We start from the raw sequence: 13,811 nt of genomic DNA on the forward strand, positions 1-13,811 counted from the left end.
TACCTCTCGAACGGTTGGACGGGTGGAGCGGGACGGGACCCTCAGGCGATGCGCGCCCGCGGGTCCAGGAGTCCGTAGACGAGGTCGACGACGATGTTCGCCAGGACGATGAGGACCGCGGCGAACAGGGTCGTGCCCAGGAGCAGCGGCAGGTCGAGCTGACCCACCGCATCCAGCAGCAGACTTCCGACCCCTGGCATTCCGAAGGTCTTCTCGGTGATGACGGCCCCGCCGAGCAGACCGCCCAGGTCGAGGCCGAACAGGGTGACCAGGGGCAGGGTCACGTTGCGCAGGGCGTGCTTGCCGACGACGGTCCGTTCGGGCAGTCCCTTGGCGCGGGCGGTGCGGATGTAGTCCTCGGACAGGACCTCCAGCATCTGGCCGCGCGCCAGCCGGACGTAGACGGCGCCGTTGATGCAGGCCAGCACGGCCCACGGCAGCGCCAGGTGCCAGGCCCAGTCCAGCGGTGAGCTGCTCAGCGGCACGTAGCCGCTGACGGGGACCACGTCGAGGGTGAAGCCCAGGAGCAGGATCCCCAGCAGGCCCAGCAGGTAGACCGGTGCGGAGACCCCGATGACCGACAGCCCGCTCAGCACGTGGTCGGCGGCCCGTCCCCGGCGCAGGGCGGCGACCACGCCCAGGGCCACGCCGACCACCAGCCACAGGACGGCCGCGCCCAGGGCCAGGGACACGGTGACCGGCAGCCGGTCGGCGATGAGGGAGGCCACGGGCGCGGTCTGCTGGAAGGAGTACCCGAAGCAGGGCGCCGGGCAGACGACGGCCGTCGCCCCCGAGCCGAAGGTGCGCCCGGTCACGATGCCGGTGACGAACTCGACGAACTGCTGGTACCAGGGGTGGTCCAGCCCCATGAACCCCTTCGCCAGGGCCAGGCTCTCGGGGGTGCAGGGCCGCCCGCAGGACAGCTGCGCGGGGTCCGAGGGCAGCAGGTAGAAGACCGCGAACGTCACGAACGCGACGACCAGCAGGACCCCCAGGCCGCTCAGGACGCGGGTCAGGGCGTAGCGCAGGGTGGCCATCAGTGCGCCCCCTCCCGGGCCGTGCGGGGGTCGAGCACGTCCCGCAGCCCGTCCCCGACGAGGTTGAACGCCAGGGTCGCGGCGAACAGCGCCAGGCCGGGGAAGACGAGGAACATCGGGTCGGTCTGCACCCAGCCGATGGCGTCGGAGATCGAGCGGCCCCAGCTCGGCGTCGGCGGCGGCACCCCGACGCCGAGGAACGACAGCGCCGCCTCCAGCCCGATGCGCTCGGGGATGGACAGCGTCGCGATCACCACGACGGGTCCCCAGAGGTTCGGCAGGACCCGCCGGGTCAGCGTCCGCCACGTCGGGGACCCCATGACCTGGGAGGCGCGCACGAAGTCGCGCCGGGCCACCCCCAGCGTCGCCGAGCGCACCACGCGCGCCACCCGCGGCCAGCCGAAGAAGCCGATGACGACGACCAGCAGCAGCGTGCGCGGGATCGACGGCGGGGCCACGGCGCCGAGGGCGACCATGAACACCAGGTAGGGGAAGCCGAAGATCACGTCCCCGGTCCAGCCGACCACCCGGTCCCACCAGCCGCCCAGGTACCCGGCGCTGGCGCCCAGGACGACGCCCAGGACGACGGCGACGACGGTGGCGAGCACCCCGATGAGGAAGGAGGTGCGGGCCCCGTGGGCGACGATCGCGAACAGGTCGCGGCCGGTCAGCGGCTCCACGCCGAACCAGTGCGTGCCGCTGACCCCGCCGAGCGCACCGGCCGGCAGCCCGGAGGCGGGGTCGAGGGCGTCGGGGTGGTAGCCGTAGGGGGTCTGGCCCGTGAGGCGGCTGATCAGCGGGGCCAGCAGGGCCAGCAGCACGAGCGCGAGGACGAGCACGGCGCCGACCGTCGCGCCCCGGCGGTCGAGGACGGCCCGGGCCAGGGCGGAGCGGCGCCACCGCCCGCGCGGGCGGGCGGGGGGAGGAGCGGACCCGTCCGGGGTGGACGGTGCGGAGCGGGACACGGGAACACCTGGGGTCGGGGACGGTCGGGCGGGACCCGGTGCGCCGGGGCGGCGCACCGGGTGTCCCGAGGTCAGGTGTACAGGGTGAAGTCCGGGTGGGCACCCGTGAGGAAGTGGTTCCCGACCTCGCGGGCCTTGTACTGCACCGGGTCGTGCAGGGTGTGCGTGCGCACGTTGCGCCAGAACCGGTCGAACCCGTGCTTGTTCGCCGTCGCCCGTGCGCCGGTGACCTCGTAGATCGCCGACGTCGCCTCGACCGCCAGGTCCGACGACACGACCTTGAGGGCGGCGATCTCCTCGGCGACCTCTCCGCGCTCGGCCCAGGTGAGGTCCGCGCCGCGGGCGTGCGCCTGCGACAGCGACTCACCGACGCTGCGGCCCAGGGCTTCGGCTGCCCGCAGCCGCGCCACGAGCCGGCCGTACGTGGCGAGCACGTAGGGGTCCTCGACGGCCTTCTCGACGTCCGACAGCAGCCACGGCCGCGACGTCGTGCGCGTGTACTCCGAGGCCGCCTCGAGCGCACCGCGCGTGACGCCGAGGTAGAAGTGGCCGAACGCGGCCTGGATCGAGGGCGTCACGAGCGAGCCGAACGCCCCGCTGGACGACGCCGACCCGAGGACCGCGTCCGGGGTGATCCGGACGTCGTCGAAGCGCACCGACCCCGACGCCGACAGCCGCTGGCCGAGGTTGTCCCAGTCACCGCCCTTGACGAAGCCGGGGGTCTCGCGCGGCACGAGGACGAGCAGGTCCCGGCCGTCGTCGGTGAGCCCGCCGACGAGGGTGACGTCGCCGACGCTCGCGCCGGTCGAGAAGTTCTTCGTCCCGGACAGGACCCAGTCCTCCCCGTCCCGCGCCAGCCGCAGGTCCGGGTCGACCGGGTTCACCGAGTCGCCCCACAGCCACTGGTTCGCCACGCTCGGCACGCCCCAGCGGGCGCGGCCCGCGTCGTCGGCCACCCACACGAGGTTGTGCGCGTTGACGTAGTGGTAGGCGATGAGCTGGGCGATGGAACCGTCGGTGCGGGCGATCTCGCGCACGACCTCCAGCGCCACCGACCACGGCAGGCCCGCGCCGCCGATCGAGGCGGGCAGCAGGACGCTGGGCAGCCCGGCCTTGCGCAGCAGCTCGGCCTCGGTGAACGGTTCGGCGTTGGCGCGGTCGCGCTCGAGCGCGTCGAGGGCGAGGTGGTTCGCGACGTCGCGGGCGGCGTCGAGGACCTGTTCACGGGTGGTCACGGTTTCTCCTCACACCCAGCCGTTGGCGGGCGGGTAGACGTCGAGCAGGGCGTGCCGGCCGAGGTGCTGCAGCTTCGAGCGGCGGGGGTCGTGCAGGGTGTGCGTGCGGGCGTTGCGCCAGTGCCGGTCCAGGTTCAGCGGCTTGGCCGCCGAGCGGGTGCCGACCAGCGCGAACACGTCCGAGGACACCGACACCGCGGCGGTGTCCGCCGCGGCGCGCGCGGCGGCGACGGCCAGGGACGCCTCGCCGGCGGACTCCTCCGTGAGGTCGGCGCGGGCGGCGTCGATCGCCGCCCCGGCCTCGCGCAGCAGGGCGTGCGCGGCCCGGGTGCGCAGCACGAGGTCACCGACCTCCTGAGTGATCAGCGGGTCCTGCGCGGCGCTGGGCGCGCCGAACTCCGGCCACGGCCGGGCCACGGTCCGCACCAGCTCGGTCGCGTCGCGCAGCGCGGCCCAGGCGATCCCGACGTCGATCGCGGCGTGCAGGAAGTTCCCGAACGCGCCGAACGTCTCGGCCTGCTCGAACATCCGCCCCGCGGGCATGACGCGGTCGGCGTCGACGAGGACGCCCTCGAACCGGACCGTGCCCGACCCGGTCGTGCGCTGGCCCATGCCGATCCAGTCGTCCTGGACCGTGACCCCGGGGTCGGAGGCCTCCACCCAGGCCGCGACGAGGCGGCCGTCGGGGTCCTCGGAGCGGTCCGTGGCGTAGATCGGGATCCACGGCGCGAAGGGGGTCCCGGTGCCGTAGTGCTTGACCCCGTCGACGAGGTAGCGGCCGTCGGGCTGCCGCTCGAAGCGGATGTCGTACTCCCACGCCGTCTTCGACCCGCGCTCGGACAGCGCGTTCGCGAAGTGCCGGCCGGCGAGGACCTCGCCGTAGAAGAACCGCTGCTGCTCCAGCGTCCCCACGTGGTGCACGACGTCGACGAAGAAGTAGTGGTTCTGCGGGACCTGCCCGACGCTGGAGTCGCCCTCGGCCAGTTCGACGAACACCTCGCCCAGGTCCCGCGCGCCCAGGCCGGCACCGCCGAAGGACCGCGGGACCGTCAGACCGAGCAGGCCCGACGCGGCGAGCGCGGCGACCTCGGCGTGCGGCAGGCGGCGTTCGGCGTCGCGCTCGGCGTCGCCCTCGGCCAGCTGCGCGCCGAACCGCTTCGCGACGGCCAGGGCCTCCGCGGCGTCGGCGATGACGTGGGCACTCGTGGGGGCGCTCGTGGGGGCGCTCGCGGGAGCGCTGGTGGGGGCGCTCACCGGTTCACCCGCTTGTGGCGGGCGGCGGGGTGGTCGTCGCGCACGTGGACCTGCCCCTTGCCGTAGATGGTCTCCCGCAACGTCTCGCCCTCGTACTCGCTGGGGTAGACGCCACGGCGCTGCAGCTCGGGGACGACGAGCTCGACGATGTCCTCGAACGTGCCGGGGGTGATGGCGTACGCGCAGTTGAACCCGTCCACGTCGCCGACCTCCATCCAGCGCTGCAGCTCGTCCGCCACCGTCGCGGGGGAGCCGACGATCACCGCGCCCATGCCGCCGATGCCCACCCAGTTCGCGATGTCGCGCGGGGTCCAGCGGCGGTCCGGGTCGGCCGTGGAGAACGCCTCCACGGCGCTGCGGACGGCCTGCGTCTCGGCGTACTCCAGCGGTTCGTCCGGCGGGTAGCTGGACAGGTCCAGCCCGCTCCAGCCGCCGTAGAGGTTCAGCGCCCCGTCGTAGCTGACGAGCTTCGCGTACTCGGCGTGCTTGGCCCGCGCCTCCTCGTCGGTGGGGGCGGTGATGATCGTCACGAGCGTGAACACCTTCACGCTGCGCGGGTCGCGCCCGGCCTCGGCGGCCTGCGCGCGCAGCCTGTCCACCCAGGGGCGCATGACCTCCGGGCGGGTGGCGGTGTTGAAGATCGCCTCCCCGTGGCGGGCGGCGAAACCGATCCCGCGGGGGGAGGCGCCGGCCTGGAAGATGACCGGGGTGCGCTGCGGCGACGGGGCGGTCAGGCCGATGCCGGGGACGTCGAAGAACCGGCCGTGGTGCTCGATCGGGTGGACCTTCGCCGGGTCGGTGTACACCCCCGCCTCGGCGTCGCGGACGACGGCGTCGTCCTCCCAGGAGCCCTCCCACAGCTTGTAGACGACCTCCATGAACTCCTCGCCGAGCTCGTAGCGGTCGTCGTGCGAGATCTGGGTCGCCAGGCCCAGGTTCTTCGCCGCCGACTCCAGGTAGGACGTCACGACGTTCCAGCCGACCCGGCCGTTCGTGTAGTGGTCCAGCGTCGCCATCTTGCGCGCGAAAGAGTACGGCTGCTCGTAGGTCAGCGAGACCGTGACCCCGAACCCGAGGTGCTCGGTGACCGCGCCCATGGCCGAGACCGCGAGCATCGGATCGCCGACCGGGACCTGCGTGGACTCGCGCAGGGCCGTCTCCGGGCCGCCCTGGTAGACGTCGTAGATCCCCAGGACGTCGGCGATGAACAGGGAGTCGAACTTGCCGCGTTCGAGCAGCTTCGCCAGCTCGGTCCAGTACCGGATGTCGTCGAACCGGTGGGACTGGTCGTCCGGGTGGCGCCACAGGCCGGGGGACTGGTGCCCGACGCACGTCATGTCGAAGGCGTTGAGATGCACTCGGCGGTCGGACACTTCTGGCTCCCTCACTTGACGGCCCCGGCGGACAGTCCGCCGACGAGCCACTTCTGCGCCACGACCGCGAGCACGTACATCGGGACGATCCCGACGAGCGAGGCGGCGGCCTGCTGGCCGAACTGCACGGTGCGGTCGCCCTGGAACAGCGACAACCCGACCGGCAGGGTCTGGCTGGTCGTGCTCTGCGAGAAGGACACCGCGAACAGGAACTCGTTGTAGGACAGGAACAGGCAGATCAGCAGCGCCGCGACCAGGCCGGGGGCCAGCAGGGGCAGGACGATGCGGCGCAGACCGCCGGTCGTCGACAGCCCGTCGACCCAGCCGGCCTCCTCGACCTCGATCGGGACGCGGCGCACGAAACCGTCGAGCAGCCACACCGCGACGGGGACGTTCGCCAGCCCGTTGACCAGGATCAGACCGAGCGCCGAGTTCGTCAGGTCGGCCTGCTTGAGCAGGTAGTACAGCGGCAGCACCGCGACGATCGGCGGTGCGCAGTAGCTGGCGAGCAGCACCGTCTGCAGGCGTTCCCCGCGCTGACCGGCGCGCGCCGTCACGTACGCCGCGGGCACGGCGACGATCGAGGTGAGGACCGTCGCGCCGATCGCGACGACCCAGGAGTTCGCCAGCATCGTCGACAGCGGGACCGTCGAGAAGGCCTTGGAGAAGTTCGACCACACGAACGCGCTGGGCAGCCAGCCGCCGTTGGCGATGTCGTCGACGCTGCGCAGCGACAGCGAGACGAGGAACAGCAGCGGCAGCAGGGCCACGAACGCCACGGCGGCCAGGGCGACGCGCACGCCGCCGCGGCGCAGGATCACGGTGTTCACTGAACCTCCTCGCTCACTGGTCCGCCTTCACGGCGCGCGCCCGCAGCAGCGTGACGACGGTGGTCAGGACCCCCACGACGAGCCCGAAGACCAACGTCTCCGCGGCCGCCGTGCCGATCTCGTAGCTGCCGCGCATGCCCGTCCGGAAGATCTCGAAGCTGCTGACGATGGTCGACACCCCCGGTCCGCCCTGGGTCACGACCGTCACCAGGTCGAAGACCTTCAGGCCGATGACGAGTTCCAGCAGCAGCACCGACCACACGTTCGGGGCGATCACGGGCCACACCACGTTCGTGAACGCGCGCAGGCTGCCCGCCCCGTCCAGCGCCGCCGCCTCCCGCAGTTCCTCGGGAACCCCCAGGAGCGCGGCGAAGACCAGCAGCGTCACCAGCGGCGTCCACTGCCACACGTGCATGACGACGAGCGCCCCGAACGCGCCCACGCTGTCGCCCAGCGGGTTGGCCCCCGGGAAACCCAGCGCGGAGAACAACCCGCCGAACGCGCCGCCGACCGGGGCGAGCATGAGCTTCCAGGCCACCCCGACCATGACGGGCGGGGTGACCAGCGGCAGGAGCAGGATCGTGCCGACGACCCCGAAGCGCGTCCCCCGGGCGTGCAGCAGCAGCGCGAGGGCGACGCCGAGCACCGTCGCCAGCACGGCGGCGAGGACGGCGAACACCACCGAACGCACCAGGGAGCCGGCGAAGGCCAGCGACTGCCAGGCGTCCACGACGTTGTCGGTGCCCGTGAAGCGCTGTAGAGGCCGGGCCAGCGAGGACTTCGTGACCGCCAGCGCCACGACGAACACCGTGGGGTAGACGAGCATGAGCGCGAGCCCGGCCAGGCTCGGTGCCGCCAGCCACGTGGACACGTGCCCGGGGCGGTGCCGGCCCGGCACCGCCCGCCGGGCGACGGCGTCGCGCTGGCGCGGCAGGGTCCGGCGTTCGTCGAGGAGCTGACTCATCCGAGCGTCTTCTCCCAGCTCTTCGCGGCCTCGTCGAGCGCGGCCTGCGGCTCGGTCTTGCCCTGGATCGCCAGCGCGAGCTGGTCGACGAGGTCCTGCAGGGCTTTCGGCGCGCCCTGCTGCGACGGCCAGGCCAGCGGGTCGCCGTCGAGGCCCTCGCGGATCGTCTCGGTCGCGATGCCCGCGGCCTTGGCGTAGTCGGCGGAGTCGAGGACCGTCTTGCGCGCCGGGTCGATGCCCGAGCCCGCCGTGGAGGCCAGCAGGAAGTTGTTCTCCTCGTTCGTCGCCCACTTCACGAAGGCGGCGGCCTTGTCCTGCTGCTTGCCTGCCGTGGAGACGCCCAGGCCGAACCCGGCGTCGAGCGCGGTGCGGGGCTTGGTGTTCTTCCCCCCGACGGGCAGCGTCACGACGCCCCACTTGTCGACGATCTTCGAGCTGGCCGGGTCCTGCGCCTTCAGGCCCAGGTCGGTCCAGGTGTCGAGCATGGCGCCCTGACCGGACAGGAACGCCGAGTTGGCCTGGTCGAAGCCGGTCTGCAGGGGCGTCGGCAGGGCGTGGGGGGCGACGTCGATGAGGTGCTGCAGCGCCGCGAGCCCCTCCTCGCCGTTGAACGCGGCCCCGCCGTCGCCGTCGACGAGCGTGCCGCCGTAGCCGGCGAGGCGGTTGATGAAGGAGCAGCCCAGGATCATCGGGACCTGCTGGCCCTCGACGATCGCGCCGTACACGCTCCCGCCGGAGTCCTTCGTGATCTTCTCGGCGGCCGCGTCGTAGTCGTCCCAGGTCTTCGGCGGCTCGACGCCGTACTTCTGGAAGACCTCGGCGTTGTAGTAGAGGACGTGGGTGTCGCCGTCGAAGGGCAGGCCGTAGCGCTTGCCGTCGATGAGCGTGTACGGGTCGTAGATGGACGGCAGGAAGTCGTCCGTGCGGATGTCGTCGTTGGCGTCGATCCACTTCGTCAGGTCGACGAGGGCGCCGGCGTCCACGAGCTCGCCGAGGCCGAAGTAGAAGTAGTCGAAGACGTCGAACTCGCCGTCGCCGCCCTGCACGTCCAGGATCTGCTTGCTCGTCAGCTGGTCGTAGGGGATCGCGGTGACCTCGACCTTGCCCCCGAACTCCTGCTCGAACTTCTTGCCCAGCAGGTCCGTGAAGGCCAGCACGTGGGGCTGGTTGACCATGAGCTTGAGCGTGGCGCCCTTGAGGTCGACGGCCTTGCCGGCGGCCAGGTCGGATCCGGTCGAGCCGTCGCCGCAGGCGGCCAGGGTGCCGGTCGCGGCCAGCGCGCCGACGCCCAGGGCGCCGGACAGGACACGGCGGCGGGAGGCGATCAGGCGCTGGGTGCTCGCCGGGGAGGAGGTGCGCAGGGGCGCGGACATGGGTGTGCTCCGTGGGGGTGGGCGGACGATCGTCGTCCGTCGTGGGTGCGCGCGGGAAGCGGCGCGCTCGCCTGAGGACCGTGGGGGAGGGCGTGCGGGTCGGTCAGACCGCGCGCGGCGTCCCCGGACGCAGGGCGTGCGTCGACCGGGCCGGGCGACAGGCCATCGAGGCCGTGCGACCGAGGTCGACGTGGTAGCGGCGGGTGAGCCGCGTGCCGGGTCGGGGCTGGGTACAGCTGTCCACTGCGAGTCCTCCATCGCCCCTGGCGGGAGCACCTGCCGCTCGCGCGGTGGTTGCTGTGGCGTCAACGAGCCAGGTCTCTCGGCCACTCTGGATGGTGTTGGTCGCAGCGTAGCGGACACCGGGGGCGGCCGGGGACCGATCGCGCCGCGCCTCGCGCCTCGCCCGGCGCCGGGCTGGCGGTGACGACCCGCGACCCGGCGCGGCCGGTCGTCCCGGCGGCCCTTGTGCGACACTGAGCGTGGCCGAGCGTTCCCCGACACCGGGCGCCCGGCCCGCCGTCGAGACCGCCGCCCAGCGCGCGGGTCCCGGGCAGCGCCGCGGTCCAGTGGAAGGGCCTCGCAGGCGCCCCGTGCCCGTTCGCCGGACGACGACCGCCGGCGGCCCGGGGGGAGCACGCGCCGCGCGAACCCCTCCGGTGCAGCGAGGACTTCCGTCGGGTGCGGGACGACCCGCCCGACGATTCCGACGAGGACGCCCGAGCGTCCGCGGGGTTCACCGGTGGAGCGGGCGCTGCGGGCCCAACGGAGCGACCCGTGACCACGACCCCGGAAGAGAACACCGCAGCACCCGTGAACGGCACCGGCGCCGACGCCGGGAGCGCGCCGACGCGGCCCCGCCGCCGCCGGGCGGCCAGCCGCCCCGCCGGGGCGCCCGCGCACGCCGAGCCCGTCGTCACGACGGCACCGGCGGCCACCGCCGCGCCGGTCGAGACCACCGACGCGGCTGCGTCCCCCGAGGCCGTCACCGCGACGGCCGCCGACGCCGCCGCGACGGCCCGCACGACGCCCGACGCCACCGCGGCCCCCACCCCGGCGGCCGGGGAGGAACCCGCCCCCGAGGCGCCGCGCCGCCGGGCGCGCCGGGCCACCCGCAAGGTGACCACGCCCGAGCACGCCCCCGAGCCGGTCCTGGAGACCTCTCCCGCCGCGCCGGCCGCCGAGACCCCGACCGAGCAGCGCGTCGCCCCGGTGGGCGGACCGGCCGTCGAGGAGGTCGGGGAGGTGACCGCCCCGGCGCCGGCCCGCCGCCGCCGAGCCCGCAAGACCGCCGCCGCCCCCGCCGCTGCCCCCGAGGTCGCCGCTGCCCCCGAGGTCGTCGCCGACCCGGTGGTGCCCGCAGCCGTCGAGGAGGTCGCGGCCGCCGAGCCCGCCGCCGTCGAGGAGGTCGCGGCCGCCGAGCCCGCCGCCGTCGCCGCCGTCGCCGAGGACGTCCCGGTGGAGGAGGCCCCCGTGCTCGAGCCGTCGGTGGACGCCGCCGCTCCGGCCGGGCAGGAGCCCACCGCCGACGCCGACGCCGACGCCGCCACTGAAGCCGACGACACCGACGACCTGATGGACGACCCGGTGCTGCTGCGGGCCGCCGGGCTGGCCCGGCGCGGCGGCCGTCGTCGCCGCGAACCCGAGACCGAGCGGGCCACCGACGCCGCGGCGCGCGCGACCGCCCTGTTCTTCCAGGCCCCCGACGCCGAGACCTCCGCGCGGGAGACCTCCCCGCGCCGCTCGCGCCGCGCGTCGGCGCCCGCGGGCCCGCCCCCGGGCGAGGACCAGGACACGCTGGACTTCGAGTCCTTCCGCCGGCCCGGCTCCACCGACGGCGGCTCGGACCGCCCCGACGAGGACGCCTTCGAGGAGGACCTCGACGAGACCGCCGACCAGGCGGTGGACGAGGACGGCCAGGACGCTCAGGACGACGAGTCCGACGACGACAGCGGCGCACCGCGCCGCCGCCGCCGCCGCGGCGGTCGTGGCCGGCGCAGCCGCACCCGCGACGACGCCGACGACGCCGAGGGCTCGGACGACGACGAGGAGACCGGCGCCCGGGACACCGGGGCCGAGCCGGCCGACGAGGACACCGACGAGGACACCGACGGGGACGCGGGCGAGGAGTCCGAGGACGGGGAGGAGTCGTCGGGCTCGTCCCGCCGCCGCCGTCGCCGTCGCCGCCGCGCCGGGTCCGCGGACGGGGAGGACGCCTCGCCGGACGACCCGCCGAACACCGTCACCCGGGTCCGCGAACCGCGCCGGTCCGCCTCCCGGGGCACCGGCGAGGACGAGATCACCGCGCTGCGCGGCTCGACGCGCCTGGAGGCCAAGAAGCAGCGCCGTCGCGAGGGGCGTGAGCAGGGCCGCAAGCGCGCCATCCTCACCGAGGCCGAGTTCCTGGCCCGCCGCGAGGCCGTCGAACGCGTCATGGTCGTGCGCCAGGAGGACGACCGGACGCAGATCGGGGTCCTCGAGGACGGGATCCTCGTCGAGCACTACGGCGCCAAGCAGGCGCAGACGACGATGGTCGGCAACGTCTACCTCGGCCGGGTCCAGAACGTGCTGCCCAGCATGGAGGCCGCCTTCGTCGACGTCGGCAAGGGCCGCAACGCCGTCCTGTACGCCGGTGAGGTCAACTGGGACGCGGCCGGGCTCGAGGGCCAGCCGCGGCGCATCGAGGCGGCGCTGAAGTCCGGCGACCCCGTCCTCGTGCAGGTCACCAAGGACCCGGTGGGGCACAAGGGTGCCCGGTTGACCAGCCAGATCTCGCTGCCCGGCCGCTACCTCGTCTACGTCCCCCGCGGGTCGATGACGGGCATCTCGCGCAAGCTGCCCGACACCGAGCGCGCGCGCCTGAAGAAGGTGCTCAAGGAGGTCGTGCCCGCCGGAGCGGGCGTCATCGTGCGCACGGCCGCCGAGGGGGTCGCCGAGGAGGAGCTGCGCGCCGACGTGCAGCGCCTGCAGGCGACCTGGGAGGCCATCCAGGCGAAGTCGACCAGCAAGAACGCCCCCCTGCTGCTGCACGGTGAACCCGACCTGACGGTCCGCGTCGTGCGCGACGTCTTCAACGAGGACTTCACGAAGGTCGTCGTCTCCGGCGAGGCGGCGTGGGAGGCCGTGCACGGGTACGTGGCCGACGTCGCTCCCGACCTCGCCGACCGGCTCGAGCGGTGGGAGGGCGACCGGGACGTCTTCGAGGCCCACCGGATCGACGAGCAGCTCGCCAAGGCGCTGGGCCGCAAGGTGTGGCTGCCCTCGGGCGGTTCGCTGGTCATCGACCCCACCGAGGCGATGCACGTCATCGACGTCAACACCGGCAAGTTCACCGGGGCCGGCGGCACGCTCGAGGAGACGGTCACCCGCAACAACCTCGAGGCCGCGGAGGAGATCGTCCGGCAGCTGCGGCTGCGGGACATCGGCGGGATCATCGTCATCGACTTCATCGACATGGTCCTGGAGTCCAACCGCGACCTCGTGCTGCGCCGGCTCGTGGAGTGCCTGGGCCGGGACCGGACCAAGCACCAGGTGGCGGAGGTCACCTCCCTCGGCCTGGTGCAGATGACGCGCAAGCGGACCGGTCAGGGCCTGGCGGCCGTGCTGGAGGAGCTCGACGCCGCCGCGGACGCCAACCCCGCGCCCCAGCCGTCCCCGGCCCAGGGGGCCGGGGGCGGTGGCTCCGGCAACGGCTCCAACGGCTCCGGCAACGGCTCCAACGGCTCCGGCAACGGCTCCAACGGCTCCGGCAACGGCTCCAGCGGCTCCGGCGGCGGCGCGAACGGCTCGGGCAAGTCCCGCCGCCGCGGCCGCGGCCGGGACCGCGGCGAGGCCGAGCAGGCCCCCAGGGCCGAGGAGCCCGCCGCGGACGCCGGGCGCGGGGAGTCCCACCGGGACGCCGCGGCGCTGGCGGCGATCGCGGCCGTGGCGGCCGCGGGCCGGCGTGAGCGCGAGGCGGCCGCCGAGGCGTCGGAGTGAGCGCGTCGTTTTGACCCCGGGGGTTCGCGTTCCGTACGCTTACCCCTTGGTGCGCCGTCGTGCGCGAGCCTCCAACTGCACGTGCAGTTCGGCGGCGTTCCAGTTCGTGACGAGAGAAACGGGTTCGTTGTGGTGTACGCCATCGTCCGCGCCGGCGGCCGGCAGGAGAAGGTCGCGGTCGGCGACGTGCTGACCATCGACCGGGTCCCCGTGGCCAGCGGGGAGACGCTGCAGCTGCAGCCGCTCCTGCTCGTCGACGGTGAGACCGTCACTCACGACGCCTCGGCGCTCGCGGGTGTCAAGGTCGTCGCCGAGGTGGTCGAGGAGGCCAAGGGCCCCAAGATCACCATCCTCAAGTACAAGAACAAGACCGGGTACCGCAAGCGTCAGGGTCACCGCGCGAAGCTCACCCGCGTCAAGATCACCAGCATCGGGGCGTGACGTCAGATGGCACACAAGAAGGGCGCGAGCTCCTCGCGCAACGGTCGTGACTCCGCCGCTCAGCGCCTCGGTGTGAAGCGCTTCGGCGGTCAGGTCGTCAGTGCGGGCGAGATCCTCGTCCGTCAGCGCGGCACCCACTTCCACCCCGGTGCGGGTGTGGGCCGCGGCGGCGACGACACGCTGTTCGCGCTGATCCCGGGGGCCGTCGAGTTCGGCACCCGTCGTGGTCGCAAGGTCGTCAACATCGTCGCGGGCGAGTGACGACGCACCAGTCGTGAACACGAGGGGCGGACCGGACAAGATCCGGTCCGCCCCTCGTGCGTTCCACCCCTCGCCCCCCCATCTCGGCCCCGGTCGAGCG

General features: G+C 73.8%; 11 protein-coding genes and 1 riboswitch. Of the genes, 3 read left to right on the forward strand and 8 right to left on the reverse strand.

The window, feature by feature from the left end:
* Positions 1-41: 41 nt before the first annotated feature.
* From CLV37_RS04995 to CLV37_RS05030, 8 genes are all read right to left on the reverse strand, one after another.
* Positions 42-1,037 (reverse strand): ABC transporter permease, encoded by a 996-nt coding sequence (locus CLV37_RS04995; RefSeq protein WP_106207770.1) that lies wholly within the window; start codon positions 1,035-1,037, stop codon positions 42-44.
* Positions 1,037-2,002, reverse strand: a complete 966-nt coding sequence (locus CLV37_RS05000) for an ABC transporter permease (protein ID WP_106207772.1) — start codon at positions 2,000-2,002, stop codon at positions 1,037-1,039. The genes CLV37_RS04995 and CLV37_RS05000 overlap by 1 nt, the downstream gene beginning before the upstream one ends.
* 71 nt (positions 2,003-2,073) lie before the next feature.
* Positions 2,074-3,237 (reverse strand): acyl-CoA dehydrogenase family protein, encoded by a 1,164-nt coding sequence (locus CLV37_RS05005; protein WP_106207774.1) that lies wholly within the window; start codon positions 3,235-3,237, stop codon positions 2,074-2,076.
* A 9-nt stretch (positions 3,238-3,246) separates the two neighbouring features.
* A complete protein-coding gene (locus CLV37_RS05010) occupies positions 3,247-4,491 on the reverse strand; it encodes an SfnB family sulfur acquisition oxidoreductase (protein WP_106207776.1) in 1,245 nt (414 codons plus the stop codon).
* Positions 4,488-5,828, reverse strand: a complete 1,341-nt coding sequence (locus CLV37_RS05015; RefSeq protein WP_425433609.1) for an LLM class flavin-dependent oxidoreductase — start codon at positions 5,826-5,828, stop codon at positions 4,488-4,490. Before CLV37_RS05015 ends, CLV37_RS05010 begins: the two co-directional genes overlap by 4 nt.
* Positions 5,829-5,875: 47 nt before the next feature.
* Positions 5,876-6,694 (reverse strand): carbohydrate ABC transporter permease, encoded by an 819-nt coding sequence (locus tag CLV37_RS05020; protein ID WP_211298405.1) that lies wholly within the window; start codon positions 6,692-6,694, stop codon positions 5,876-5,878.
* Positions 6,695-6,707: 13 nt separating this feature from the next.
* Positions 6,708-7,658 carry a carbohydrate ABC transporter permease gene (locus CLV37_RS05025; RefSeq protein WP_106207780.1) on the reverse strand — a complete coding sequence of 317 codons (951 nt, stop codon included), beginning with the start codon at positions 7,656-7,658 and terminating at the stop codon, positions 6,708-6,710.
* Complete coding sequence (locus CLV37_RS05030) at positions 7,655-9,031, reverse strand: ABC transporter substrate-binding protein (RefSeq protein WP_106207782.1); 1,377 nt, start codon at positions 9,029-9,031, stop codon at positions 7,655-7,657. Before CLV37_RS05030 ends, CLV37_RS05025 begins: the two co-directional genes overlap by 4 nt.
* A gap of 251 nt (positions 9,032-9,282) precedes the next feature.
* Positions 9,283-9,373: riboswitch (SAM riboswitch) on the reverse strand.
* A gap of 435 nt (positions 9,374-9,808) precedes the next feature.
* Between CLV37_RS05030 and CLV37_RS28795 the strand changes: the two genes are divergently transcribed.
* The 3 genes from CLV37_RS28795 (at position 9,809) to rpmA (ending at position 13,711) form a co-directional block, all read left to right on the forward strand.
* Positions 9,809-13,009 (forward strand): Rne/Rng family ribonuclease, encoded by a 3,201-nt coding sequence (locus CLV37_RS28795; RefSeq protein ID WP_281260507.1) that lies wholly within the window; start codon positions 9,809-9,811, stop codon positions 13,007-13,009.
* A gap of 129 nt (positions 13,010-13,138) precedes the next feature.
* Positions 13,139-13,450 carry a 50S ribosomal protein L21 gene (gene rplU / locus CLV37_RS05040; protein WP_106207786.1) on the forward strand — a complete coding sequence of 104 codons (312 nt, stop codon included), beginning with the start codon at positions 13,139-13,141 and terminating at the stop codon, positions 13,448-13,450.
* Positions 13,451-13,456: 6 nt separating this feature from the next.
* Positions 13,457-13,711, forward strand: coding sequence for a 50S ribosomal protein L27 (gene rpmA / locus CLV37_RS05045; RefSeq protein ID WP_106207788.1), 255 nt, complete (start codon positions 13,457-13,459; stop codon positions 13,709-13,711).
* Positions 13,712-13,811: the final 100 nt, after the last annotated feature.

Source organism: Kineococcus rhizosphaerae, assembly GCF_003002055.1.
GTDB lineage: Bacteria > Actinomycetota > Actinomycetes > Actinomycetales > Kineococcaceae > Kineococcus > Kineococcus rhizosphaerae.